27 protein-coding genes are annotated in these 26,600 nt (G+C 38.7%); 17 read left to right on the plus strand and 10 right to left on the minus strand.

The window, feature by feature from the left end; all coding sequences use genetic code 11:
• The first annotated feature begins 227 nt into the window (after window positions 1–227).
• The 11 genes from ACYVTD_RS03510 to ACYVTD_RS03560 all read left to right on the plus strand — a co-directional run bounded on the left by ACYVTD_RS03510 (window position 228) and on the right by ACYVTD_RS03560 (window position 8,701).
• Window positions 228–1,031, plus strand: coding sequence for a response regulator transcription factor (locus tag ACYVTD_RS03510; RefSeq protein WP_461246400.1), 804 nt, complete (start codon window positions 228–230; stop codon window positions 1,029–1,031).
• Between the two features lie 92 nt (window positions 1,032–1,123).
• Window positions 1,124–1,306, plus strand: coding sequence for a hypothetical protein (locus tag ACYVTD_RS03515; RefSeq protein WP_461246401.1), 183 nt, complete (start codon window positions 1,124–1,126; stop codon window positions 1,304–1,306).
• A 63-nt stretch (window positions 1,307–1,369) separates the two neighbouring features.
• Window positions 1,370–1,735, plus strand: coding sequence for a RidA family protein (locus ACYVTD_RS03520; RefSeq protein WP_461246402.1), 366 nt, complete (start codon window positions 1,370–1,372; stop codon window positions 1,733–1,735).
• A gap of 23 nt (window positions 1,736–1,758) precedes the next feature.
• A complete protein-coding gene (locus ACYVTD_RS03525; RefSeq protein ID WP_461246403.1) occupies window positions 1,759–2,394 on the plus strand; it encodes a GyrI-like domain-containing protein in 636 nt (211 codons plus the stop codon).
• 82 nt (window positions 2,395–2,476) lie between these two features.
• Window positions 2,477–2,995, plus strand: a complete 519-nt coding sequence (locus ACYVTD_RS03530) for a hypothetical protein (protein WP_461246404.1) — start codon at window positions 2,477–2,479, stop codon at window positions 2,993–2,995.
• Window positions 2,996–3,081: 86 nt separating this feature from the next.
• Window positions 3,082–3,876, plus strand: a complete 795-nt coding sequence (locus tag ACYVTD_RS03535) for a class I SAM-dependent methyltransferase (protein ID WP_461246405.1) — start codon at window positions 3,082–3,084, stop codon at window positions 3,874–3,876.
• Between the two features lie 21 nt (window positions 3,877–3,897).
• Entirely contained in the window at window positions 3,898–4,776 is an 879-nt protein-coding gene (locus ACYVTD_RS03540) for a hypothetical protein (RefSeq protein ID WP_461246406.1), read from the plus strand.
• A gap of 135 nt (window positions 4,777–4,911) precedes the next feature.
• Complete coding sequence (locus tag ACYVTD_RS03545) at window positions 4,912–6,108, plus strand: serine hydrolase domain-containing protein (protein WP_461246407.1); 1,197 nt, start codon at window positions 4,912–4,914, stop codon at window positions 6,106–6,108.
• Window positions 6,109–6,114: 6 nt separating this feature from the next.
• Window positions 6,115–6,936, plus strand: a complete 822-nt coding sequence (locus tag ACYVTD_RS03550) for an ABC transporter permease (protein ID WP_461246408.1) — start codon at window positions 6,115–6,117, stop codon at window positions 6,934–6,936.
• Window positions 6,933–7,715 (plus strand): ABC transporter permease, encoded by a 783-nt coding sequence (locus ACYVTD_RS03555; RefSeq protein WP_461246409.1) that lies wholly within the window; start codon window positions 6,933–6,935, stop codon window positions 7,713–7,715. Before ACYVTD_RS03550 ends, ACYVTD_RS03555 begins: the two co-directional genes overlap by 4 nt.
• Window positions 7,715–8,701 carry an ABC transporter ATP-binding protein gene (locus ACYVTD_RS03560; RefSeq protein ID WP_461246410.1) on the plus strand — a complete coding sequence of 329 codons (987 nt, stop codon included), beginning with the start codon at window positions 7,715–7,717 and terminating at the stop codon, window positions 8,699–8,701. The genes ACYVTD_RS03555 and ACYVTD_RS03560 overlap by 1 nt, the downstream gene beginning before the upstream one ends.
• Window positions 8,702–8,703: 2 nt before the next feature.
• Here the strand turns inward: ACYVTD_RS03560 and ACYVTD_RS03565 are convergent, their stop codons facing one another.
• The 4 genes from ACYVTD_RS03565 to ACYVTD_RS03580 are packed head-to-tail and all read right to left on the minus strand — an operon-like array spanning window position 8,704 to window position 12,157.
• On the minus strand, window positions 8,704–9,864 hold the full coding sequence (locus tag ACYVTD_RS03565; protein ID WP_461246411.1) for a glycosyltransferase: 1,161 nt from the start codon (window positions 9,862–9,864) through the stop codon (window positions 8,704–8,706).
• Between the two features lie 42 nt (window positions 9,865–9,906).
• Entirely contained in the window at window positions 9,907–10,683 is a 777-nt protein-coding gene (locus ACYVTD_RS03570) for an amino acid ABC transporter ATP-binding protein (RefSeq protein WP_461246412.1), read from the minus strand.
• A gap of 7 nt (window positions 10,684–10,690) precedes the next feature.
• Window positions 10,691–11,353 carry an amino acid ABC transporter permease gene (locus tag ACYVTD_RS03575; protein ID WP_461246413.1) on the minus strand — a complete coding sequence of 221 codons (663 nt, stop codon included), beginning with the start codon at window positions 11,351–11,353 and terminating at the stop codon, window positions 10,691–10,693.
• A gap of 6 nt (window positions 11,354–11,359) precedes the next feature.
• On the minus strand, window positions 11,360–12,157 hold the full coding sequence (locus ACYVTD_RS03580; protein WP_461246414.1) for a substrate-binding periplasmic protein: 798 nt from the start codon (window positions 12,155–12,157) through the stop codon (window positions 11,360–11,362).
• A gap of 89 nt (window positions 12,158–12,246) precedes the next feature.
• Here ACYVTD_RS03580 and ACYVTD_RS03585 point away from each other — a divergent pair, with 89 nt between their 5' ends.
• Complete coding sequence (locus tag ACYVTD_RS03585; RefSeq protein WP_461246415.1) at window positions 12,247–12,918, plus strand: flavin reductase; 672 nt, start codon at window positions 12,247–12,249, stop codon at window positions 12,916–12,918.
• Between the two features lies 1 nt (window position 12,919).
• On the opposite strand, the gene ACYVTD_RS03590 is transcribed toward ACYVTD_RS03585, so the two are convergent.
• The 3 genes from ACYVTD_RS03590 to ACYVTD_RS03600 are packed head-to-tail and all read right to left on the minus strand — an operon-like array spanning window position 12,920 to window position 15,358.
• Window positions 12,920–13,732 carry an ADP-ribosylglycohydrolase family protein gene (locus ACYVTD_RS03590; protein ID WP_461246416.1) on the minus strand — a complete coding sequence of 271 codons (813 nt, stop codon included), beginning with the start codon at window positions 13,730–13,732 and terminating at the stop codon, window positions 12,920–12,922.
• Window positions 13,733–13,760: 28 nt separating this feature from the next.
• Complete coding sequence (locus ACYVTD_RS03595; protein ID WP_461246417.1) at window positions 13,761–14,702, minus strand: DUF1848 domain-containing protein; 942 nt, start codon at window positions 14,700–14,702, stop codon at window positions 13,761–13,763.
• 17 nt (window positions 14,703–14,719) lie between these two features.
• A complete protein-coding gene (locus ACYVTD_RS03600; protein ID WP_461246418.1) occupies window positions 14,720–15,358 on the minus strand; it encodes a lysoplasmalogenase in 639 nt (212 codons plus the stop codon).
• 227 nt (window positions 15,359–15,585) lie between these two features.
• Between ACYVTD_RS03600 and ACYVTD_RS03605 the strand changes: the two genes are divergently transcribed.
• From ACYVTD_RS03605 to ACYVTD_RS03625, 5 genes are read left to right on the plus strand one after another with little or no spacing between them, the layout of a single operon-like run.
• Entirely contained in the window at window positions 15,586–16,830 is a 1,245-nt protein-coding gene (locus ACYVTD_RS03605) for a TetR/AcrR family transcriptional regulator (RefSeq protein ID WP_461246419.1), read from the plus strand.
• Window positions 16,827–18,287: a TolC family protein gene (locus tag ACYVTD_RS03610; protein ID WP_461246420.1), complete on the plus strand. Its 1,461-nt coding sequence runs from the start codon at window positions 16,827–16,829 to the stop codon at window positions 18,285–18,287. Before ACYVTD_RS03605 ends, ACYVTD_RS03610 begins: the two co-directional genes overlap by 4 nt.
• Complete coding sequence (locus tag ACYVTD_RS03615; protein ID WP_461246421.1) at window positions 18,287–19,216, plus strand: efflux RND transporter periplasmic adaptor subunit; 930 nt, start codon at window positions 18,287–18,289, stop codon at window positions 19,214–19,216. The genes ACYVTD_RS03610 and ACYVTD_RS03615 overlap by 1 nt, the downstream gene beginning before the upstream one ends.
• 2 nt (window positions 19,217–19,218) lie before the next feature.
• The gene (locus ACYVTD_RS03620; RefSeq protein ID WP_461246422.1) at window positions 19,219–22,443 is read left to right on the plus strand and encodes an efflux RND transporter permease subunit; all 3,225 of its coding nucleotides are present in this window, start codon (window positions 19,219–19,221) and stop codon (window positions 22,441–22,443) included.
• Entirely contained in the window at window positions 22,440–22,709 is a 270-nt protein-coding gene (locus ACYVTD_RS03625) for a PG0541 family transporter-associated protein (RefSeq protein ID WP_461246423.1), read from the plus strand. The genes ACYVTD_RS03620 and ACYVTD_RS03625 overlap by 4 nt, the downstream gene beginning before the upstream one ends.
• Window positions 22,710–22,787: 78 nt before the next feature.
• Here ACYVTD_RS03625 and ACYVTD_RS03630 read toward each other — a convergent pair whose 3' ends face one another.
• The 3 genes from ACYVTD_RS03630 to ACYVTD_RS03640 form a co-directional block, all read right to left on the minus strand.
• Entirely contained in the window at window positions 22,788–23,669 is an 882-nt protein-coding gene (locus ACYVTD_RS03630; RefSeq protein WP_461246424.1) for a PilZ domain-containing protein, read from the minus strand.
• A gap of 39 nt (window positions 23,670–23,708) precedes the next feature.
• A complete protein-coding gene (locus tag ACYVTD_RS03635; RefSeq protein WP_461246425.1) occupies window positions 23,709–24,743 on the minus strand; it encodes a peptidylprolyl isomerase in 1,035 nt (344 codons plus the stop codon).
• Window positions 24,744–24,916: 173 nt separating this feature from the next.
• Window positions 24,917–26,314 carry an MATE family efflux transporter gene (locus tag ACYVTD_RS03640; RefSeq protein ID WP_461246426.1) on the minus strand — a complete coding sequence of 466 codons (1,398 nt, stop codon included), beginning with the start codon at window positions 26,312–26,314 and terminating at the stop codon, window positions 24,917–24,919.
• Window positions 26,315–26,600: the final 286 nt, after the last annotated feature.

The following is a 26,600-nucleotide window of genomic DNA, read 5'->3' on the forward strand; positions in this document are numbered from 1 at the left end:
TAATTATACAATATGAAAATGGTAAATAGAAGCCTATAAATTTTTATGTAAAATATTATAAAGGGAGTTAAGTCATTCCAAGTTTTTTTATAAGCTTAATTAGCGTAATAGGATTATATCCTCTTTTTTACAAACTGAATAAACCCGCTTCTCGCTGGAGGGCTGTCGCTCTTTTAGCGGCGGTAATACTTGGGCGTCCTCTTTCTTTGTTATGGCAGAGATACTTTATGTTTGAGCAAGTTGACTCCCCTACCCTAATTGATATTACCGTTATTCATGTTGCGTTATACCTTCTTATCCCTGTTCTGTTAGGTAACAACCGTTTAAGAGCGTTTATTTCAGCTTCATTTGCATTTGCCGTCATTAATCTAGCACATTTGCCCATTACTCATTTTATTTTTTTTGTAGTATCCCCTTTTATTAATTCACTAAGTCATGTGGAATTTATGCAAAAAAATCCTAACATATATTACAGTGATATTTTTTTAAGCAATGTTGTCATTGCCGTCTGCTGTCTTTTTGCCGCACGTTGGTTACGTGAAACTAAATTAAAACCGCCTCTTACGCTTTATGTGATTTTCAACCTGTTGTTCATTTTATTCCCTTTGGTAATACTCGCATGGTATGAAAATATATTAAATGTAATGTCTATTTCTTTTTTAACTTCCGCATTTATAAGCTCGTTTTTTTTGGTAATAATGCTGTTTTTATTTTATCTATATACAAGATTGACTACAAGTAATTTGACAGCCGACAATGCGGCTGAAAACTCATCGTCATTGAAAAATGAAAAGGGTGAAAAATATACGCCGTTCATTCAACTTTTGAGCAGGCGTGAATTGGAAGTTATCGAAGCGATACTTGCAGGTAATGTCAGGCATAAACAACTCTCCGCAGCCCTCAATATTTCTGTCAGTACGGTAAAAACACATTTAATACATATTTATAAAACTACAGGCGTTTCCAGTATTGCCGCCCTCTCTTTGCTTTTTCACGGGTATACTCCGCAAACGCCTAAAAATCAACCTTAATTCACCCTAAAATCAACCCAAAAGATGATATAAATACGCACGTCGCCTCGGATATATTTTTTATATTAAATTTATCCAGTAAGGAGACCAAAATGGAAACAGAAACCATAGAGACAAAAAAGTGTAACAACTGCCTAAAGAGGGTTACTATCGAACAAAACAGATGTCCTCATTGCAGAAAAGACGATTTTACTTTTGACGGAGCGGTCATTGTACGAGCTATAAAACGAAAGTTCAATCTCTTTAGAAGTATTGCGTCAATTTTTAAGAAATGATTAAAAATGTTTGGTTTTATATTGTTATATATAGTATATTATATGAACATTTAAGGAGAAAGCATGGAAGGCATAAAAAGAACCGACGTAAATGAACAATGGGCACATTCCGGCATTGTTGAAGCCGGAGATTTTGCCTTTATAAGTTATTGTGTCGGCAATATAGGTCAACCCATTGAAAACCAAATAAACGGTGCTATTGATCATTTGCAAAAAAGACTTGAATCAATAGGTTTAACATTGGACTCGGTTGTAAAACTGGATTGCCTATTTAGGGACGTATGGAATATTCCCGTAATGGAAAAAGTATTTAAGGAAAGGTTTAACGGAAAATATCCCGCAAGAAAATCAATACAAACGGAATTTGCCCATGTTGGCGGACAAGAAGGACTTTTATTCCAACTTGATGCAATAGCGTATAAGAAGTAAAAAATATATTAAAGGAGAAACAAATGGCTAATGCAATGGATTATAAAAAGGAATATAAGGATTTATATTTACCCAAAACGAAACCAACGGTTATAAATGTACCTGAAATGAGTTTTGTCGCTGTTGAAGGCAAAGGCGACCCAAATGATAAAAATGGAGAATATCAAAGAGCATTAGGAATATTGTATGGTATCCAATTTACAATAAAAATGAGCAAAATGGGAAACAATAAATTGGCAGGCTATTTTGATTATATTGTTCCCCCTTTGGAAGGTTTTTGGTGGGCTGAAGATAATGAACAGATTTTTATGAAAGACAAATCTAAATATAATTGGATTTCGATAATAAGGCTTCCAGAATTTGTGAATAAAGAAATATTTAATTGGGCTTGTGATGAAGTAACAAAAAAGAAAAACATAGAAACAAAAATTGCAAAATACATAAAAATAAAAGAAGGATTATGTGTGCAATGTATGCATATTGGCTCTTACGATAACGAACCAAAGACAATAAAAATGATAGACGACTTTATTAAAGAAAATAATTTAAAGAATGATATAAATGAAAAAAGGAGACATCACGAAATATATTTATCTGATCCAAGAAAAACGGAAACATCAAAATTAAAGACGGTAATTAGAATACCTGTAAAAAAATAATGGGAGAAACGAAAAATGGCAACATGGAAGTATTGGTTGGAGGAAATATAAAAATATTTATAATAATTTTATAAGAGGTTTTATGGAAGAAATAAACATCGTGCATTATTGTCATTCTCTGTGTATGCCTTTACAAAGTATAACTGAATTACCTGAAACTGAAGCGTATAAATTAGCCGATAAATTGGCGACAAATAACGCAACGGCTTTTTGCAGGTTTAAGGATTTTAGAAACTATTATCCCAGAAGAATTGAAACTGAAAAATGGTTATATAATTGGTTCCTAAAACTGGGAGGAAAACCCAAAACCGAACATCCATTATATTTTGTTTTGGAAAAAAGCGATTACTTAAATGAATGGTTTGACAAAGGCAAAATAATAAAAATTCCTCTCTCAAAAATAGAAGCGGAACATATAAGTTTTACATTAGGTGATAGTTGCGCTAATTTTGATAAAAATAATCGGCAAGACCCTTTTCTAAAAGATAAATTATATAAAATGATAGAAGAAAATAAAGGGAATGTAAATGAATTATTAGAGATGATTAATCAAAAATATAATTATCACTATATCGAATGTCAACTTTGGAAAAAAGATTAAAAATGTTCATTTTAAGACTTTACTTTTCTGTATTATTGTAGCTTAATTAATGGTCAAGACAAAAATATTCTACAGAGAGGTTTTTAATGAAAGAAGTTGAAGCAAATAAAGCGGCTTGGGGTTTATTATCCAAAGACCATTACGAACACTGTAAAAAATCGTTACAGGAAAAAAAGTTTGGTTTTAGCAAGATAATTGAAAGGGAAATTGGTGATATTTCCGGGAAAAATGTTATTCACCTTCAATGTAATGCCGGAGCAGACACTATTTTATTGGCTCAAAAAGGGGCGACCGTTACGGGAGTCGATTTAGTTCCAGATAACATAAAATACGCACGTCTTATGGCGCAGGAATTGGGCGTTTCAAATATCGACTTTATAGAATCGGACATTATGGACTTTAAGGAAAAACACAACAAAAAATATGACATGGTATTCACGACAGAAGGAGTGTTATGCTGGCTGCCCGATTTGAACAAATGGGCACAGACGATAAGGCATTTACTTAAAGATAACGGCGTTTTATATTTACTTGACGGACACCCATTTTACATGGTTTTTGACACAGAAAAATTAAAAGAAAACAAGTTAGAAATAAAATACCCGTATTTTGTTAGGGAGCCGGAACAAAATAATATGATTGGCGGCTGGTTTTCCGAAGCAAAAAAGACAAGCCATTATGAATGGATGTACAAGGTCAGCGATATAATAAATTCATTGGCTAAAGCCGGATTGACAATAGAATTTTTTAATGAATATGATACTCTTTATTACGATGGAGGCGGAATGGAAAGAGGCGTTGAAGGAGAATATCACTTCCCTTTCTTTGACAAGAAATTGCCGTTTACATTTTCCCTTGGAGCAAGGTTGATTACAAGATGAAACATCATAAAGGGTAATAAAATGAACAAATTATTTCATATCTTATCAATTCTCATTATATTGTTGGCTATAATTGCAAGTGGTTTCGGTTTATTTTATAAAAATGATGGACAATCGTTTGATTTTATTAATCAATATGGTGATATAATAAAAATTTACGGAAATGGTATATATAAAAATGATTCATATTTTATGGCTCCTATATTCAAAGGAACTGACTGTACAATAATGTTTCTGGCAATTCCCTTGTTAATTATTGCTTTAATAATGGATATTAAAAAAAGAACAATTAAAACAAATCTTTTTTTGACAGCCATTATCGCATTATTTGTTTATTATTCTGCAAGTATTTCATTCGGTGTTGTATATAATGTGTTACATTTAATTTATATAGCCTTATTTTCATGCAGTATATATGCTTTAATTATTGGGTTTATGCTATTAAAAAAATATACCATAAATATTTCTGTAAGAATGAATACAAATGGGATAAAAATATTTCTGTTTTTTTGTGGTTTATCTTTGTTTGTGGCATGGCTCCCAGATATAATTACATCATTAATAAACAAAAAATCACTTGAATTGATAGAAATATATACGACTCAAATCACTTATGTATTGGATATGGCAATAATATCACCTTCGATATTTATTTGTTTATATAATCTAAATAAAGATAATAATATGGGTTATATTTTGTTAGGCATAATTTTGAATATGCTTATATTTGTTGGTGTAATGGTAATTATTCAGGCAATATTTCAGATAAGGACTGGAATAAATATGCCTATTGGAGCAATAATAACTAAAATAGGAATATTTGTAGTATTAGCAATAATAGCAATGTTTTATGATGTGAAATTATTAAAAAATATACAAGGCAACAGAAACGGCACATAAAAGTAGTTATCTGAAATACAACCATAAATTGGTTGGAAAAATAGAAAAGCTTTTTGGTTTTAATCGTCAAAAATGATTAAAAATGTTCATTTTAATTTGTAAAAATTTGCTAAATTTTTGTTAAGGAGAAATACCATGCTATACACACAAGGAAAAACGGATTGTAAGCCAAGCGAGGTTGGCTATGATGAAAAACGGCTTGACGTGCTGAACAACCACTTGCAGCGTGTCATTGATGACGGCGAAATACAATGTGCTACCTACTGCATATCACGGAAAGGCAAAATTTTCGCTCACGGCGGAGTGGGGAAAAAGTCGTTCCGCAAGGACGATAATACTCCGGTTCAGCCTGATTCCACTAGATATGTAGCCTCTATTACAAAAGTTTTTACGGCAGTCGCAATAATGAAACTGGTCGAAGACGGCTATACACGGCTAGATGTTCCTGTAGGCGAAATTTTGCCGCAGTTCAATACGCCCTCTTATAACGGCGTTACGCTGTTTCAACTTTTAACTCACACTTCTGGTTTGCATGCGGACGGCGGCTGTTTTGAAAACAAATACCAGAGCAATTACTGGAAATTGATAGAAGACGCATACGATCTTTGCAAACCCGACAAGAAAAAAGATTTCGATTGGCTAACAGCCGCTTTAAGCACAATAGGCAACGGCTTTAGAGTCAAGCCCGATACCGAGTGGGCATATTGTAGTTTTGGTTTTACTATTCTTGGGGCGGTTATCGAAAAAATAACGGGAATGTCAGCTCACAAATTTATCGAGGACAATATCTGCAAACCGTTAGGCATGAAGGACACTTCTTTTGACGTAACACCGGAAATGGCAAAGCGGTATATTGTTTCAGATGAAGAGCTTGAAAAACATGTAAACAACACGATAAACGGAAATTATAAGCCTCAATGGATTGGGGAAAAGCTCAAAATTCCCGATACTGGGGGCGGTTTGAATTCGACAGTTTACGATTTAAGTCTATTTGGAAACATGGCTCTTTTTGGCGGTACGTTAAACGGCGTGCGTATCCTCGGCAGAAAAGCTATGGAAAAAATGACAAACATTGCCAGTGCTCTTCCGAATTACACTTGGAACGCAAATGAAAAAGAGCGGTACTATGGCGTAGGTTTTGATATGCGAAACGGTCCCGCTTTTACTTTCTCCCAAGGCACTTATATGCATGAAGGTTCGGGAGCGTGTTCCTTGTACATTGATCCCAAAGAAGAACTTGTCGCCGCATGGATTGTTCCGTTCGCAAAAGAAGGTTGGTTCTCACGGGCACTTTTCAGCGTGCATAATATTATTTGGTCGGGATTGATATAGATGGCTATGTTGAACAAACTTAAACAAAAACTCGACACGTGCAAATCAATAGCGTTTGCCACTATTAAGGAGTATTTAGTTTATCGTTCTCACATGATGATATCGATCTTTGTAGGTCCTGTTTACTTTATCGTACAGTACTTTACTTGGACTGCCGTTTACGGCGGCGAAGGAGTAATAAGAGGAATCGAGTATTTGCAGATGATTCGCTATTTTGGCATAATGACGCTGATAGGTTACATGACATGGGATTCCGCAGATTGGAATTTATCCATGTTAATACGCACAGGCAAATTTTTAACATTCGCTCTCCGCCCAATTCATCACCCCTTTTTCGCTCTTTCTCAAAAAATAGGACACCGGGTACTTGGAACTCTTTTAGAAGCTTTACCATGTACTGTAATATTTATTTTGCTCTTCAAAGTTAATATGATGCCGTCCAGTATACCATGGACTGCACTCTCGATACTTATCGCCTATTTTATTTTCTTCTATATAAGTTACATCATCGGCATAGCGTCATTTTGGATTGTTGATTCTCAGGGGTTACGTCATTTTTATAACATTCTTTCAGGAGTATTTTCAGGGGCTTTTATTCCCCTTACTTTTTTCCCAAAGCCATTGCAAATTATTCAATTTTTTCTACCATTCCAGTACACATCTTATGTCCCTGCAATGGTGTTTATCGGCAAATATACGTTAGGCGACATTGAATTGTCAATTCCAGTTATAGTTGGCATACAGGCTTTGGCACTTTTATGTCTTTTCCTTGTATCCGAGCTTTTGTACAGTTTGGCAATGAAAAAGTTCACGGCGGTGGGAGCATGAAAAGATTTTTAAGTATTTATAAAACTTGCATAACAACCGCAATGTCAAGGGCATTGATCTACAGGCTTAACTTTGTGCTTTCAATGTTAATATCATTGTGTTATAACTTGTTATTTCCTTTAACGACAATACTCATTTACAATTCGGGTGCAAGTTTTCCCGGCTGGAATTTTTACGAAGTGTTATTAATTCAATCAATTTTTACGCTTTCAATGGGGCTTGCGTGCGTCATATTCAATAACGTGTTATGGTCAACGATGCAATACATACGGGAAGGCAGTTTTGAAGTTGTTCTTTTACGACCAATGAATCCGCTTTTCTTTTTAATTGCTACCAACTTTGACACAGGAAGTATCGGGCTTATAATCGGAGGCGGCGTAATGTTCGGCATCGCCATTGCACACACAGGCTTTGTTTCGCTTGCCGCTATCGGTCAATTTTTACTGTTATTCGCCGGAGGGTTCGCCGTAATGAGCGGGTTTCAAATGATTATGGCGGCGACTTCTTTTAAGTGGGTGGGAAATTCACGGTTACCTGACATTTTAGACAGCATACTGGGATTTGGGAAATATCCGCTGTCGATTTTCCCTCGGACTATAAAAACACTTGCGTCATTTATTATCCCTGTAGGTATGATTGGATTTTTTCCGGCAACCGCATTATTGGGACGGCTTGAGCCGTTTGCGTTAATCGCTGTTATTCCGTGCGTATTGTTTTTATGCTTAGGGATATGGCTGTATCAATATATGATCAAAGAATACGAAGGAGTCGGTGGCTAATGAGTATAATAAAAGTTACTAACCTTGTTAAAACTTATACCACTTTCAAACGAGGAAGCGGCGTGAAGGAAACTTTACAGAGTTTCTTTAAGCGTGAAAAAGTAATTATCAATGCTGTTGATGATATTACATTTACAGTTAAAGAGGGCGCTATCTGCGGAATGTTAGGTCCTAACGGAGCCGGTAAATCCACCACAATAAAAATGCTCTGCGGTGCACTCTACCCTACTTCAGGGGAAATTGACGTTATGGGATACTCGCCAAGCAAGGAGCGGAAAAGGTATGTGCGAGAAATCGGCGCTGTATTCGGACAGCGTTCGCAATTAATTTGGGACATTCCGCCGATTGACAGTTTTAACATGAACCGGGCAATTTATGGAATAACGCAGACGGATTATAAATCCCGTCTTGATGAGTTAGCTGAAATGTTTGATGTTAAAGAAGTCATCAACAAACCGACAAGGGTGCTGTCGCTAGGCGAACGCATGAAGTGTGAATTTATAATGGCAATGCTCCACAAGCCTAAAATCGTCTTTTTGGACGAGCCTACAATCGGGCTTGACGTTATCGCAAAGGCAAAAATCCGTGAGTTTATTCTGAACATGAACAAGACAGGCACGACTTTTATCCTTACCACCCACGATTTGGAAGATGTAAAACAACTTGCCGACAATGTGATTGTAATTAATCATGGCAAAAAAGTTTTTGACGACTCCTTGCAAAAATTACAACTAAATCTTGGAGAGAAAAAAATTGTAGAGCTTACTCTTGAACAGCCGTTTGACATTGGGGCTACACTTCCCGACAGCGTAAGAGTACTTGAACAAAAATCACCGCTGGAAATAACTTTGGAAGTTGACGCTTCAAAAATAGCAATCGGGGATTTTATCAAATTTTTATCAAGTAAATTTGCACTCTCAGACATAGCAGTAAAGGAACTACCAATGGAAGAAATAATTACGCAGATTTATAATGAGAATAGATAAAATTACCGCTTCCTATATTCTTCATAAACATCAATCATTCTTCTGATAAAATTATCAACGGAATAAACTCTTGATATTTCATCGGATCGTTTTCCCATTTTTTCTTTTTTGTCCTTATCCGCAAGAATATCAAGGGCTTTTTCCCACATCAATTTGTCATCTTCCACCGCCCAGCCGTTATCGCCGTTTACAACCATGCCCTCAATGCTGGGGTCGGCGGCGGCGACAACAGGTAGTCCTGCCGCCATCGCCTCAATAAAAGTAATAGGGTGAACTTCGCTGTGTGATGCGCTCATAAAAATATCAGCCGCCCTATAAACTTGGCGGATTTCATCGGGCCAGCGTAAATATCCTGTAAATATTACGGAATTCGCGAGCCCAAGCTCGTAACACTTTTCCTGTAACGATTTTTTATCGGGACCGTCGCCTACAAGCATCAATTTAACTTTGTTTCTGCGGGAATGAATCTCTTTAAAATTTTCTATTAGCGTTACGACATTTTTTTCGTTTCCAAGCCTTCCTACAAAAACAATCAATTCTTCGTCATCGGCAACTTTGTGCATTTTGCGAAAATTAATAGAGTCATTGTTTATGCTGTCAGAACGCTCATAAAAAAGCGAAAGATCAATTCCGTTGGGGACTATATGTATCGGCATTGTCATTTTTATTTCTTCAAGAAAATTTTTTATTTTTTTTGATGGCGCTATTATACATTTTTGACTGCGTAAAATCTGGCGAAAATAAGCGCCCATGTTTTTTCTAAAATAAATCTCCAAAAGAATCGGCGCGTAATATAAATAATCTTTATAAAAAGTGTGCATTGTATGAATCGAAGGGATTTTAAGTTTACGGCTGACAATGCGGGATGCAAGATATAAAGTAAATTCAGTATGAGCGTGAATAATGTCAATGTTAAGGGATCGGACTTTTTTAATCATCTGCTCCGCAATAAAAAAACCTATTCGGTGCTGAGGTTCATTTTTAAATTGAATTGATGCGCTTGTACGGAAAACATTGGGTTCTTCCACAGCGTCAGGATTATGTACGGTAAATACATAAACATTGTGCCCCTGTTTTTCCAATTCCGTCTTGAGCGTTCTGACAACGGTAACAACTCCGTTAACCTGAGGAGTGTAACAATCGCTAAAAAGAGCAATATTCATAGTAACATAATAAACTATAAAGCGTTTTCACGCAACAAAAATTTACAGAACACTTTGTAAAAACTGTCTCGTTCGGTCATTTGAGGGATTGGTAAATAATTGCTCAGGTTTTCCTTCTTCTAAAATAGAGCCTTCAAACATGAACACTACCCTATTCGCTACTTCGCGCGCAAAGCCCATTTCGTGCGAGACTACCAACATTGTCATGCCGCCTGCGGCTAACTGTTTCATTACTGCAAGCACCTCGCCGACAAGCTCGGGGTCAAGGGCGGAAGTCGGCTCGTCAAAGAGCATAATTCGCGGCTCCATGGCAAGCGCCCGCGCAATTGCCACACGCTGCTGCTGCCCGCCCGAAAGTTGCGATGGATACGAATTAATTTTATCGCTCAAACCAACACGCTCAAGTATCTGCTCGGATTTTTTTCGCGCCTGCGCGAGTGGCAATTTGCGGACATTGTGCGGAGCAAGCATTACATTTTCCAACGCTGTTTTGTGCGGAAAAAGATTGAAACGCTGAAAAACCATTCCCACTTCCAACAGAATTTTATTTCGCTCGTCATTGTGCATTTTTACGCTGTTAACCCCATGATGGCAATCAAAAAGCAAATTGTCTTCGATATATATTTGCCCATCGTCTATGGTTTCCAATCGGTTAAGAGTACGAAGATATGTCGATTTACCCGCTCCCGAAGGTCCGATTATGCACACAACCTCGCTTTGCTCAACTGTTAATGAAACATTTTTTAGCACTTCAAGCGGACCACGCCCATTACCGCCATGAAAAGTTTTACATACTCCTACGGTTTTAATCATTGACATAGCAGTTTCACTCATATACCGAATATTTATTTTCAGCCTTGCGGAAAATAAAAGAGAATACTGCCGTAATAATCAAATAAAGTATCATGGCGGGAATGTATACAAGAGCCGATCTTGTTGAGCCTTCGATATTTCTTGTAGCTTTTGTAATGTCAACTAACGCAATCATGGAAACTAAAGAAGCGTCTTTTAACATCATGATAAATTCATTGCCGACAGGGGGAATTAATCTGCGGATAGATTGAGGGATAATTACAAGGCGCATTGTTTGCGCGTAAGATAATCCTAAAGCGCGGGAAGCCTCAAATTGCCCTTTATCAATACTTTGAATTGCCGCCCTTATTATTTCTGCGCAGTAAGCGCCTGCATTTAGCGAGTAGGCGATAAATGCCGCAAGAAAGCGGCTGTTAATTGTAAGAGCAGGAACAATCATTGGAAGAGCGTAATAAACAAAATAGAGTTGCATTAAGAGCGGCGTTCCCCTAAAGAAGAACACATAGGCGCTACAAATTTTATTTATTACCGTATTTTTTGACATTTTCCCCAATGCCAAAAAGAGACTTAAGACAAGTCCCGCGCCGACAGCTAACACAGTCAGCGCGATAGTTACTCTTGCGCCTCTTAAAAGCTGGGGTGTCCATGAAAAAAGAATTGTTTTAAAATTTTCCATTAACCTTTATCGCCGTACCGGAGTAACCAAATCCATTCCGGCAAAAATGTCTTTGGATATTTTAAGCATAGTTCCGTCCGCAAAAAGTTCATCCAAAGCCTTGTCTATAGCTTTGGTTAAAGCGTCGTTTCCTTTTCTCATGCAAACGCCGAACTCTTCTTCTCCGCCCTGCCAGACAATTTCAAAAAACTCAGAGCGGGCTAAATATTCATAGGCGACCAGAAGATCGGTCATAATAGCGTCCACACGACCAAGACGAAGTTCATCAAAACAATACATTACTTTGTCATATTCATAAGGAGTAAACTGCAATCCTTTATCCGCAAGTCCCGTCATGTAATCATCTGACGTAGTTTCTTCCTGATAAGCTACGCCAAGCCCCGCAAGATCTTGAGGCGAGCGAACTTTATATTTTGAAGCCTTTGGCATAACAATGGCAAGGGTATTTTGAATATAGGGCTTGCTGAAATTATGCGCCGTCTGCCTCGCAGGATTGATTGTTACCGAAGAAATAATACAGTCAAATTTCTTTGTATTAACGGCGGCAAAAATACCGTCCCATGCCGTATCCACAAACTGAACCTCAAGCCCCATTTTTTTCGCAAGAGCCTTTCCCAGACTTACGTCAAAACCGATGGGAGTAATGCCGTCATCTGCCATATACTCCATTGGAGGATAGCCAATTTCCATACCGACCATTAAGATACCCTTTTTAATCGTTAAATCGCCTGAATTTTTTGAACAGCCAATCATTAAAACAGCAATAATAACCAAAACTGAAAAAACAAATACTGTCTTTTTCATTTATATCACCTCTTATAAATTTGAATAATATACAATTTATAACGATTTTATATTAATGTCAATATGATATAATAAACATAGAGGTAATTATGGATATAACAACTTTATTTAAACTATCTTCCGGCTTATACATCATAGGTACAAAAGACAGCGAAAAAAAATCGCATACGGGATTGGCAGGCTGTGTTGTGAACACTGTAGTTCAAGCGACATCAAAACCTGTAACGCTGACAGTCTGCATTAATAAGGATAATTATACAAACGCCTGCATTAAAAAGGTAAACGAATTTTCCGTGTCGATTTTATCGGAAAAAATTAAAGAAAGTACGATAGGTCTTTTTGGGTTTTCAAGCAGTAAAGAAAGGGACAAATTTTCCGAGATTCCTTATGAGCTAACGCCTTCCGGTCTGCCATACATAAAAGATGGCGTAACGGGATACATTCAATGTAAGGTAATCAGTTTTACAGATAATTACACTCACACAATTTTTATCGCCGAAGTACAAGAAGCCGAAAATATATCGAACGAATCGCCCATGACTTACGAGTATTATCATAAAGTCATTAAAGGAAAAGCGCCAAAAAATGCGCCTACATTTATAGAAGAAAACGCCATCTCATCTTCCTCCTACTCGTACAAGTGCAGTGTTTGCGGCTACGAGTACAAAGGCAGTAAAGAAGAGTTTGAAAAACTTCCCGCCGATTTTAAATGCCCAATATGCGGAGTTGAGAAAAAGTTGTTTGTAGCAGGTAAGGGTTGAGTTACCGAAGATTTCTAGGCAGCTGAAAATTCACTTTTGACTTTTCCCATTCCTTGTAAATCTTTTGCAATTCACTGTCAAGATAAGTCAACGCTTCGCTTTTCAAATCAGAAGGAACGCCATAGAATGCTTCCGCAATGCTTCCCGTAATTGCGGCTAACGTATCACTGTCGCCGCCAATGCTTATCGCATTACGGATAGCGTCTTCAAATGAATTGGATTCAAGAAAAGCCGCAATCGCTTGGGGGACTGTCCCTTGGCATGACGCGTCAAATTGATAATCATCACGGATACTGTCAAGAGTAAAATTAAGGGCGTAGTAGTCTTTTTCTATCCGCTCTTTTATTTCACTCTTTTCCGCTCCGTTACGTGCCATGAGTATTGCGATTGAAACAGCTTCCGCTCCTTTCAGTCCTTCCGGGTGGTTATGCGTAACTTCTGTTACTTTTTTGGAAAGCAGTATCGCCTCTTCTTCGGTACGGGCAATAAAACCGCATGGCGAAACACGCATTGCCGCACCGTTTCCAAAACTGTTATACGGAGCGGGCTTATCACTAAAAACCCACTTTCCAAACATACCGCCAAAACCGCAATTAGGGTATTTACGCCCTATTTCCCGCATATATTTGACGGCGTTTTGTCCCAACTGCTCCCAATCGCCGTCACAAGCCAAAATCGCCTTAGCGATGGCAAGCGTCATTATGCTGTCATCGGTAACTTGGCAGTCCTCCGCAAATAATTCAAAATCTTTGGTGCGGATATTGTTAAATTCAAACCTTGATCCGGCAATATCGCCGATAATTGCGCCTAGCATGATAAGATAATACTATTAAATGATTGATTTATACAATAGGGAAAAGCTCATTATGAAATATTTTTTCACTTGTTATTTTACGTTCTTTTACAATATCATCAGGACAAATATCACCGATCAATAACGGTGATGTCGTAATATGTTTCTTGCAATTTTTTTCAACAATGATACTACTGTAATTAGCATAACAATAAACACAGCCGTTAGAGCATGAATTATATTCTCCAATATCAATACTTCTTACACAACCACATTCCTGTCGCTGATTTTTATCTTTTTCAATTTGTAAATTATTTCCTGTTATTTTTGAGATTAACCTGTCGTCAATACAGCGGGCATGAGTAATGCCATAGCTTGAAAGATCAATATCTTCCGCGCACGTATCAATTAATAAATTATTATTTTTTGCGATTTCTGAAAATTTTTGAGCTATGATATTCTTTTCTTCCGTTGATATTTCAGTAATCTCTAACAATTTAATATTTTCCGTTATTTTTTTATAGAAATCAATAAAACTAATTGTTACTTTTTCTGTATATCCTTTAAGAACGCCCGCTAATTTTTCAAATTTATCAATATGATATGCGGTAGTATATTTTTTATTAATTAATATCGGATCATAGCGCCAAATAACTTTCTGCGGACCAATCATGTCAGATAATTTTTTAAAAGTTTCAATTATTTCCGTCTTTGGCGGTAACCTTGCTTCAATATCAGTTTCATACGGAGTAAGAGTAAATTGAAAATAAAAATTATAATCTTTTAATATATTAAGATTATCAATCATCGGCTTTGGATTCTTGCTCCAAAAAACAATACAGTCAACAAGTTCAGGATCAAGATTTATTGCATTTATTTGACGTATATTAAAAGGATTTCTTATATAAACATTTTTTTCCTTTATTCGATTAAAAAACCATTCCGAGTAATATGAGGGAATATCAGTTCTTCTGCTTGCGCTTATTATCATGGTTGGGTTGTTTCTGTCTACATAACCCCAAACCCCAACGTAATAAGCAATTGTGCAGCGATATAAGTAATCATCACAGGAACGTTAAGCGCTTTTTTGCGGAAAGTTGCAATGGATAACAGGGAATCTGAGGCTACAAAACAAATGCTGCCTGCAAATACTAATGCGCCAAACTTTCCGCCTTGTGAGAGGAAAAGTTGTAAGGCGAAAATTGCCATTGTAAAGATTATTACCTCGTATGCTATGACGGGGATTTTCATTTCTTTTGTGGGTTGAATGAATCTAAAAATAAATATCCCGTAACAGGCGGCTACTAAAATACTGATAATCAAAATTAAAATGTTAAACGGCATGGTGTATGGGAACATAATTATTATGTAAAAAATATGCCCTAGTAAAAAACTTGCAAGCCCCAGACGGAAGCGTAACAGGTTGGATATTTTAAGCAGGAATATGTCGCCAAGCCAACCAAAAACAAGAGCAAGAATTATCGGCAAAAGAATTGTGTTTACGCCTGTAAGATATACCGCAAGGATAAGCGGGACAAGACAGCCTTTCAATATAAATTGCAAAATACTGTCTTTAAAAAATAATGTTATAAGATAAACAATCGATACAACCCCAAGAATTATTAAAAAAATAAGTTTTAATTCCATAAAATGCCCCCACTCCTTTATAATTTAATGGTTTTTATTATACTCTAATAACCATTATTTTGCTACAAACAGAAAAAAAGACAAAAACAATGAAAATATTAACAATATCCTGATAAATCCGCTAAAATAATCATTTTTTTACCGCAAATTTATCTAAAAACCTGTTGCTTTTTTAATATCTGTTGGTTATAGTTATGTTAACGAACGGTCGGTAACATGAGGTTAAATTGACAAAGACGGAAATTGAGGATGCGGCGTTCCGTGTGTGGGGACGCAACCTTTACAGAAAAACCAGTCTCTCCCAACTTGCCAAGGAATTGGGCGTAAGCAAGCCTGCCTTATACCGCCATTTTCTGTGCAAACAGGCTCTTACATCCGCCATGACGGAGAGGTTTCTGGACGATTTCTCGGCTTCTATCCGCACGGACTTTGAAAGAGCTTTGCAAACAAATGACGTTGACGAAGGAATTTCCATTATTGTTCAGAGTATCACTAACTATTTCGCCCGTAATGTCTATGCCCTCATTTTTTCCATAACTAACATTTACGAGCGTAATCTTGAAATTTATTCCATAGCGGACAGAATGAAAGAACGTGGCGTTGACATGGGTACGTTGGAACACATAATCGAAAAAAAATATAAGTGCGATCAAAAAGTAATTCGGCTTATTTTTGCAACTATTACCTTTTTAATGTCGCATTTTCATAAAATAAAAGAAACAACCGATAATCCGCCTACAGACGATGATATAAAAAAAATAACCGAATTAATAACAATGACGATAAAAAACGGTCTTAATCTGCCGCCGCAAAATGTTTCATTGGATTTTGACGATCTGGAAAATAAAATTGATAATATGGCACTTAACGCTGACACTGAACCGTTTTTTAAGGCTGTAGCCGAAGCTGTAGCGCAGGCTGGTCCGTGGGACGTATCAATGGAGATGGTCGCTAAAAAACTTGGGCTTTCAAAAAGCAGTTTGTACGGTCATTTTAAGAATAAAAAAGATATGCTCCGCCGTCTTTTTATAACAGAGTTTAAGCGTATTATAGAATATGCCCATCTTGGAATAAGTTTATCAGATAAACCGGAAGAACAGTTGTACCTTGGGATTTATTCCATAACTGTTTATCTTCGTTTAAGACCGGAAATACTTGTAGCGTTGAACTGGTTTCGTGCCCGCAAAATCGATCTTGGCAAACCAGATAAAAATATCGAGATTTTCAGACTTTTTGAAAACGTCAATATTGAATCGATGAATAATGCGGCGGAAGACGATAAAGAGCATATATCGCACTGGATTTGTTTTCTTTTAATAAATATTTTAATGCACCCTACTCTTATATTATCCGTAAAGCTATCCGCAAAACAAAAGAAAATGATTAAAATTGATAACTTAAAAGCGCAAAATAATGATATTAGATTGTTATATAAATTTATTACTCAAGGGCTTGGAGGTTTTACACAATGAGAAAAATACGGTATGCAGGCGGAAAGTATCCGCTCTGTCTGGCAATGCTCCTGTTGTTATGCGTAGGTTTACAGGCACAGGAAGATGAAAAAACTCCTGTGAAGGTAACGCTTGACGAGGCTGTTAATCTTGCGATTAAAAATAACCTGAGTCTTGAATCTTCACGGACAAGTTTAGCGACAAAAAAACGAGCGTCCGATCTTTCATGGAATCAATTTATTCCCAATATAACAGTGGCGGGAATTTTATCAAGAGATAACGAAGTAAGCGATCCAACGGTTGTAACATTCCCTGTTCCAACCGGAGCGGGAATGCCGACAACTTTGAAGGGAATTTCCGGTAATTTTTACCCATCAACAGGTTTTTTTATAAGCGACCCTATTGATGCCTCTCAATGGCACATTGTCGGCAACATTCAAATGTCTCTTACAGTCAGTGCGGCAATGTTTGAAAACATGAAGCGGCTTCGCATTGACTACGAAGGCGGACTTTTAAGTTACGATAAAGCCAAGCTTCAGTTGGAACGCGATGTGCGAAAGGCGTATCACAATATTCTTCTATTACAGGAAAACATCGCTCTTATGCGCGGCAGTTACGCCAATGTCGAGCGTCAGGTGCAAATGGCACAGGCAAATTACAACGCGGGTCTTGCGCCTGAATTAACTCTGCTTCAAGCGCGAGTAGCAAGGGAAAATATGCGCCCTGTTATTGATCAAGTTGAAAATGGCATGAAACTTTCCATGGCGCAGTTTGCCATGTTTCTAGGTTTAAGTTACGATACTAATTTTGAACTTGAGCCGTTATCTGATAATATCGGTTTTGTATCTCTTGATGTTATTGATACAATTTCCAAGGCGTCAAAAGAAAAACCTGATATTAAAGAATTAAGAAATACAATAATGATGTTACAGAGCGCGCGCAGGGCGCAAATATACGCATTAACCCCAAGTTTAACTTTAGGCTGGAACTCAACTTCGGCGTTTATAAAAGATCCGTGGAAAGATTCATGGTTCGATTCAAGCGACGACTGGCGAAAATCAGGCTCTTTTTCTCTTACCCTTGCATTGCGCTTGCACAGTTTAATTCCTTTTAGTACGGATTTTCAAGGCATAAAAAATCTTGACGATCAAATTAAAACAGCTACTATCGGTCTTGCGCAACTGGTCAACGGAACAGAAATAGAAGTCTATAATACTGTTCTTTCTCTTGAAAAAACGCGGATAAACACGAAGGCGCAAGAGGAGACAGTCAGTCTTGCGGAACAATCATATCGCCTAACGGAAGAGGCATACAGAGCCGGCTTGCAGGATTATTTCCAAGTTCAAAACGCGGAACAATCTCTGCGTCAGGCTCGTGTTCAACTGCTTGAACAACAATTTAATTATCTTAATGGTCTTATTGATCTTGAATATTCATTGGGAGTCCCATTTGGAACTCTGTCAGAAAGGAGCAAATAATGAAATCAAACAAAATCTACAGCGTAATTCTGTTATTGATACTGGCGCTGTCCGTATTTTCCGCTTGTAAGGGCAAGGGGAAAAAGGCTATGGATAAGCCAAAAGAAGTACCTGTGTTCGCTGTTAATACCACATTGGCGGTAAAAGGACAAATACAGGATTACTTGACATTTTCAGGAGATATTGTAGCCGGCTCGACAGTCGATGTTTACCCGGAAGCTGCCGGAAAAATAACGGATATTTTTGTCTCTGTCGGTCAAAGAGTAAGCAAGGGCGCTCAAGTAGCGTCTGTGGATCCTTCCCGCCCGGGCATGACATTCCGTCAAAATATAGCGACCGCCCCAATCGGCGGAACTGTCGTAGCGGTTCCCGCTCAAGTTGGAATGACTGTAAGTCAGGCGGTTCCTCTTGCGCGCATATCAGGCGGCGGCGCACTTGAAATTAAATTAAGTATAGCGGAAAGATTTATCTCCAGAATGGCGATGAATCAACCTTGTGAAATTACGCTTGACGCTTGGCCTGGTGAAATATTCCGCGGGAGCATAAGCGAAATATCGCCGACAGTCGATTTGGCGTCGCGCACAATGGAAATTCGCGTCAATGTAAGGGACTCAAGCTCAAAATTAAAAGCGGGAATGTTCGCTAAAGTTCGCGTTATTACGGAACGAAAAGACAACATTGTAAAAATTCCCGCGGCGGCTGTAATCAACAGGTTTGGGGAACAGTTTGTTTATGTAATAGCAAAAGATGAACAAGGCAATGACATTGTAAAAAAGAGAATAATTGCGCCGGGCATTTTAATTGACAACATAATGGAAATTCAAAACGGGTTGGAGCCTTCCGAAGAAATAGTAGTCAGAGGGCAGACATTGTTAGACGACGGCTCAAGAGTAAATGTCATTGACCGTCTTACGTCATTGGGAGAATAACTATGAGCATGGTAAAAACTGTCGTATCGCGACCGACTACATTCTTAATAATTTTTGCCCTGCTTATCGGTCTTGGTTTTTTTGCAATGTTTAACCTTTCAATCGATCTGTACCCTGAAATAAATCCTCCCATTATGGCGGTATTCACTACATATACCGGCGCAGGACCTGAAGAAGTCGAGCGTTCCGTTACCCGTCCTTTGGAAGCGGTTCTTTCCAGCGCGTCAGGGCTTGAAAAATTAACTTCTATATCGAGCAAAGGCTCAAGCGTAGTAATTTTAAATTTTACCTATGGGACGGATATGTCTGACTCGGCAAACTCAATCCGCGACTTACTTGAACGCATCAGAAACTATATGCCTACAGGAGCGGACACACCGATGATCTTCAAGTTTGATCCGTCCATGATTCCAATCATGGGGCTTATGGTTACATCGGACAAACGCACTCCGGAAGAGTTACGCGAAATTTCTGAAGACACAATAGTTCCGCGTATTGAGCAAACACCAGGCGTAGCGACAGCTTCCGTAAACGGCGGCAGGGAAAAAATTGTCCGCGTGGAAATTCCGCAGAGCCGTCTTGAAGCCTACGGACTTACAATAACTCAAATACAACAAATGCTTGCCGCGCAAAATATGCAAACTGCCGCAGGAACTATCACGGAAGGCGGACTTTCTTACATTCTTACAACGATGGGCGAATATACGTCGTTAGAAGAAATAAGGAACACTGTTATTTCCTACAAGGGCGGCGGTTATTCAAACGGACAGGTGGAAATGCCAAAGCAGATTTACCTGCGCGATCTTGCCAATGTGTTTGACGGCTACCGTGATGAATCAAGTTTGGTCTATGTAAACGGTCAAGCGGCGGTAATGCTGTCGGTACAGAAACAAAGCGGAAAAAATTCGGTACAAACCGCGAAAGATTTACGCGCGAGACTGATAACCATAGGCAAGCAACTTCCGCCTGATATTAAAATAACGGAAATTTTTAACACTACGGATATGGTACAAAATTCTCTTAACCAGGTAACGTCAAGCGCGTTTAGCGGGGCATTACTCGCCGTACTGATACTTTTTATTTTCCTTCGCTCGATAAAACCGACATTAATCATCGGAATAAGCATACCTGTATCCGTTATTATCACCATGATGATAATGTACTTTTTTCATCTTACCCTCAACCTAATGACAATGGCGGGGCTTGTTCTTGGAATAGGTATGTTAGTTGACAACTCAATCGTTATTCTGGAAAATATTTACCATTACAGGGAAAAAGGCGCAAAATTAAAAACCGCCGCCGTAATCGGCTCTTCGGAGATGATTGTCGCAATCACAGCGTCTACAATTACCACCATCTGCGTTTTCGCCCCGCTTGTTATGTTCCAAGGACTCTTGGAAATGGCGGGAGAACTTTTCGCGGGTCTTGCTTTTACCGTTGTTATATCGCTTGGTATTTCACTTTTTACCGCTGTTTTCCTTGTCCCGATATTATCAAGCCATTATCTGCCGCTTGTTACGCGAAAACAAAAACCTTTAAAGGGCATTTTAGCCGGAATTGACGCGAAGTTTGGACAATTTTTTATATGGCTGGAAGAAAAATACCGCAATGCCGTAAGAAAGGTGCTAAAACATAAATTGATTGTTATTGGTTTTCTGCTTTTATTATTTATTGTAAGCATGGCAATAATCCCGCAAATCGGATGGGAATTTATGCCTCAGCAGGAAGAGGACAATGTAAGTATATCGGCAACTCTGCCAATGGGAACGCCTTTGGCGGAAACAGAAGCTATTTTACAACAGCTTGAGTTGATTGTAAGAAGAGAAGTTCAAGGCTTCGAGAGAATAATTCTGCGCGCAGGCGGCAGTTCCATGATGGGTATGGGGGGAAACAACACTAACACAGGATCTCTTCGTATCAACCTGAAAAAATACGAGCAAAGAATAGAAAGCGCTAATCAAATAAAAGATATTTTACGTCCTTACTTTAATCAGTTTCCAGGCGTAATATTTTCTTTCAGTAGCGGCATGGGCGGCGGCATGATGGGCAACAGTAATGTGGTAGACATAGTTTTAAGAACGGACAATTTGTCAAAGGGAAAGGCTATCGGGGAAAGAATTTCAGCCTTGTTAAAAGAAAGACTTTCCGAGTATGTTACGGAACCGCAGGTCGATTTAAAGGACGGGCTTCCGCAGTATGAAATTATTCTTGACCGCGAAAAAATGTACGCTCTTGGGCTTAATACCTACACTGTAGGCAATGAAATAAAAGCTGCGGTTGACGGCATTACCGCAACCAGATACAAGTCGGGCGGTAAGGATTATGACGTAGTTTTAATTCTCGCGGAAGCGGATCGTAACGCGCTACCGGCATTGGACAAAATTTTTATCAATAGCCAAATGTCAAGCAGAGTTCCCCTTTCCAGTTTTGTTCATTATAAACAGGGAACAGGTCCATTAACAATTAACCGCGAAAACCAAAGCCGCGTTATTCACGTAACGGCAGGAGCAAGACCGGGAGTAAAAACAAATCTTATACAAGAACTTGTAGAAGATATTGTCAGAAGCGAAATTCCCATTGAAGACGACGTGATTATAGAATATGCGGGCGCAAATGCCGATATGATAAAATTATTCGGACGGTTTGTATTGATCTGTATTGTAGCCGTTTTCCTTGTTTTCGGCGTTATGGCGAGTCTTTTTGAATCATTCAGAGACCCGTTCATTATCGTCCTTACAATTCCGCTTTCCATGATTGGAATTGTGGCAATCTACCTTATAACCAATACAATCTTTAACGTACTAACCGCCGTCGGTCTTCTTGTACTGGTAGGCGTAATTGTAAATAACGGCATTGTACTGGTTGACTACACAAACCTTCTGCGCAAGAGGGGTTACGAGCTTGTCGACGCATGTATCGAAGCCGCTGGAAACAGGCTTCGCCCGATATTGATGACAACTCTCACTACGGTACTTGGACTTTTACCGATGGCGTTCTTCCCCGGCGAAGGCACGGAACTTGTCGCCCCTATTGGCAAGACTGTTCTTGGCGGACTTTCATTCGGCACATTAATGACATTATTCCTGATGCCTGTTATTTATGCTATTATGAATAAACATTCGGACAGACGAAAAGCGCTGGCGCAGGAAAAACGTGATAAAATAGCGGCGGGCGAAGGACGCTCAAAAACAAAAATATCCGCGCATGTTGATAAGGAGGGATTATGATTAGGGTAGAGATAATAGCAAATCGTTCTGTAGAGGAAAATATCCTTGAAGCTCTTGCCAAAGAAGGGGTCGCAAAATTTTACACAAAGATCCCCAATGTATTAGGAGTCGGCGACTGCGGTCCCCGCATGGGGGATGCCGTCTGGCCCGAAGAAAATTTCGCGATTATTGTTTGGTGCGAAAAAACCGAAGCGGAAGGCATAGAACGCGCTATTAAAAAAGTAAAAGAAAAATTCCCAGGAGAGGGAATAAAATTGTTCGTCTGACCAATAGCGTGATTAGGTGAATGTGGTTCGTGGGTAGAAAAAGCTGAATACTATTTACTATCCACTAACTACTATCCACTACTTATAATTTACTTCCATTTTGTGCTGAAGATTTTGCTGTATATATTTTCTCACCTTTACGCTGACTTCAGGATCAGTTCTCTGTGAAAATAACAATACATAAACATTATTGCCGTATTCGGAACGGGAACCAAAAACAATCGCTTCCGCTTTAACAAGCGTGGTATGCAGTCTAATCTGAATATCTTTGCATAGAGTATTTTTTTTCAAGCCGGGGTCGTTCTCAAAAGTGCATGAAAAACCTACAACGCTTATATCTTTTATAGTTCCGTTAACAAAGTTTCCGCCGCCATGAGGCATATTTATCGTGGCGGTTTCTTCATTTTCGGTTGTAGCGCGAAGATATTTTCTTCTGCCTTTTACATCCATACTATCAAGAATTTTGATAATTTGCAGAACTGTTTTGCTCATATCAAATCTTATATTTATAAACCCGCATTTTACCTTGGGTTTTTTAACATATTTATCTTTAAGTTCTTCATCGGTACTGGAAGAAAAAATACCAATCATTACTGTCGGCACTGCGGCGGCTATCATATCGATCCATTTTTCAGCTTCGGCTTTTTGCGTATCGTCAAGGTTGATATAAACGATAGAATCGGGATATTTTCTTAAAACACGGGTTAGGTGAGCGGAATTTCTTACAGAGTAAACCTCGTATTCATGCTGTGATAATTCGTTCATAATTTGGTTTTGAATATTTACGGACGGATTAAGAAAAAATATTTTTTTTCCTATAATTTCGGAGTTTGTAATTTCTTTTTTTTCTTCCGGCTTAGCTTCAGGTTTAGGAGTTTCTTCTTTTTGTTCAGGAGTAATAGCTTCGGCTTGAGGACTTTCTTCTTTTTTTTGTTCAGTTTCAGGCTTTTTATCGCTCATAAAATCAGCATAAATTAAAATAAGAAATTATACAAGACATTAACGAATGCCTACCAGTTCCATATCAAAAACCAAAAAGCTGTTTGCCGGAATTACACCGCCAACCGCCCTGTCTCCGTAAGCAAGCTCAGGCGGAATAATAACAGTCCGCTTTTCGCCAACTTGCATATCAAGAACTGTTTCGTCCCAACCGGGAATAACTCTGCCCGTTCCCGCGGCAAATTCCAAAGGCTGACCCCTTAAAGAAGAATCGTCAAAAACAGTCCCATTAAGCAATTTGCCTTTATAATTAACCCTTACGGTTTTACCGCGAGCTGGCTTTTCACCCGTTCCCTGTTTTTGAATAATGTAATAAATACCCGATTTTGTTTGTTGCGCGTTTGGATAATCGGCTTTTATTTGGGCAATATCTTTTTGACGCTGACCCTGCAATTTCCCCGCTTCCGCCGTTTTAATCTGAGCCAACAATCTGTCAAAATTTTCCTGATCGGCTTTAAACGCATTCGCGTCCGTTCCGTTGCGTATTATAGTAATCTTTTGAATTTTGTCGCCCTGCTTTGTCGTGTTTACTATATTCTGCCCCTGAACTACATAACCAAAAACAGTATGCTTTCCGTCCAAATGAGGAGTGGGAACTATCGTGATAAAAAACTGGCTGCCGTTTGTTCCGGGACCCGCATTTGCCATACTTAAAACACCAGGTCTGTCATGCTTTAAAGCCGGAACTATTTCATCGGGGAATTCATAACCGGGACCGCCTCTGCCGTTGCCCTGAGGACAGCCGCCCTGAATCATAAAATCCTGTCCGTCACCATTTGCCTTTGAAATAACACGATGAAAAATCAGACCGTCATAAAAACGCTTACCTTTCAGGTTAGCCATTTTACCTTCCGCCAAAGCGACAAAATTACAAACCGTAAGCGGAGTGCGTTGATATTCAAGTTTTACAATGATGTCTCCGCGATTGGTTGTAATTTGCGCAAAAAGCCCGTCACCCAGATTCTGGGCATTAATTGTTTCTGTAGCGCTCAAAATTAATATTACTCCAATAATTAAAAAATTTATTTTCTTCATATTATCTGTATATCATATTTTAAAAAAATATTCAATAGACTTGTTCGGGAACCCGGTTGGTTCCCTCACAAGTCTTGCAGTTTCTCGGCTTACAGCCTCAAAACTGCTTTTAAAAAAGGAAGTTGTTCTGAAACTGAAGTTTCCGAACAACTATAATACAAATAAAATACCGATTATTCTTTATTTATTGTTAAATTACGCACCCATTTTTCTTTGCGTAAAAGATGACGCGCGATAAAAACTTTTATAATATCGGTAAGCTTAAGAATAGCGAACATAGGCACAGGGGCAAGATTGGTAAATAACGAAAGAAGAACGGAACCCGGCGCGAAAAGGAGCGTATTGACGGATATGTCCGTATACATTCCCATTGCCGTGTCTCCTCCGGCGCGAGAAACCGCAAATTGAACATTTAAATAACACCACAACGGCAAATAGACAAGTATTACAAAAACAAGCCCAAGGCAGTTCGCCCTTGCGTCGGCGCTTAGGTTATTAAACACCAGCGGAACCAGAGCGGAAGTTAAAAAAAAGCCCGGCACTGCGAAAATAAGCCCCGCCGCCGCTCCACCCCACTTTAGCCACTTTGCGCGATCCCGCGCTTCGTCAAGTTTTCCGCCGCCAAGCGCTCCCCCAACCAAAACATAAGATACTGTCCACAATCCGCCGAACAGCAAGAAAAAGATATTCGCAATCGTCCAACCGGCGGACATTCCCGCGACAACTTCCGCCCCGCCCCTCCTGTTGTACATGGCGATCATCAATGTTTCAGAAACTATCCATGATATTTCAGATGCAAATATCATGGCGGATTTGCCGAAAATCTCGATTATCAATTTTTTATGAATAAGGAACAGTCTTTTAATATTCGCAAAAAACGGAGCGTTGGAAACCGCCGCGTAAATTAAAAACGCCGCAACCTCAACGCACCGCGCAATTATAGTAGCGTAAGCCGCGCCTTTAACTTCAAGGCGAGGAGCGCCGAGGTTTCCGTAAATTAAAATCCAATTTCCTATTGTATTAATTACAGTTGTAGCCGCAGAAATAATAAGCGGTATTTTTGGCTTTGCTATTTCGCGGAAACTTGTGGCGATAGCCATTGATATTGCCATTGGAATAAACATCCATGACACAAGTTCAAGATATTCGGAGCCGACAATAACGATTTCTTCTTGCGCGGTATTGTTTGTTGTAAGAATGCCAATAAGCTGATGTGGAATAACGCGGCAAACCGCAAGATAAAGAACAGCGACACAAACGCCAAAAAGCAGTTTAAAACTGTAAGCGTTCTTCATGCCCTCACGATCATTCGCTCCGTTAAATTGCGATATGTAAATGCCACCCGCCTGACATATTGTATTTAAAAGCACAATAAAAACAAAAACAAGATGATTGGTAACATTGACCGCCGCCATGCTGACATCTCCTAAACCGGCAACCATAAAGTTGTCGACAAGCGAGACCATACTCATAATTAACTGTTGAAGCATAACGGGCAACGCTATTGCCAAAGCTTCTTTGTAAAACGACCAGGGACCTAACCGCGATTTTATAATGCGAAGATCGAACATGATTGTACTCCTCATTTTATGTATTTTGCTTGTTTCTATACAAATGTCAAGTAGTTTTGTTTTGGATAACGGATATAAGTCGTATGAATTTTTTTACTACAAACAAAAAAACGAATAATTCTACCATAAACACACGGTTAACTGTTAAAACTAATTCTTCCGCCCCGCCGCGCTTTGCGCGTGCCCTTCCAATCCTTCCGCTCTTGCATGTTCCTCCGCAGCATTACGCGCTTTTTAAAAGCATTCGCCTGGAGTACAACGCAGAGTGATAACATTTTTAAGGAAT

This window comes from Treponema sp. R6D11 (assembly GCF_054786075.1).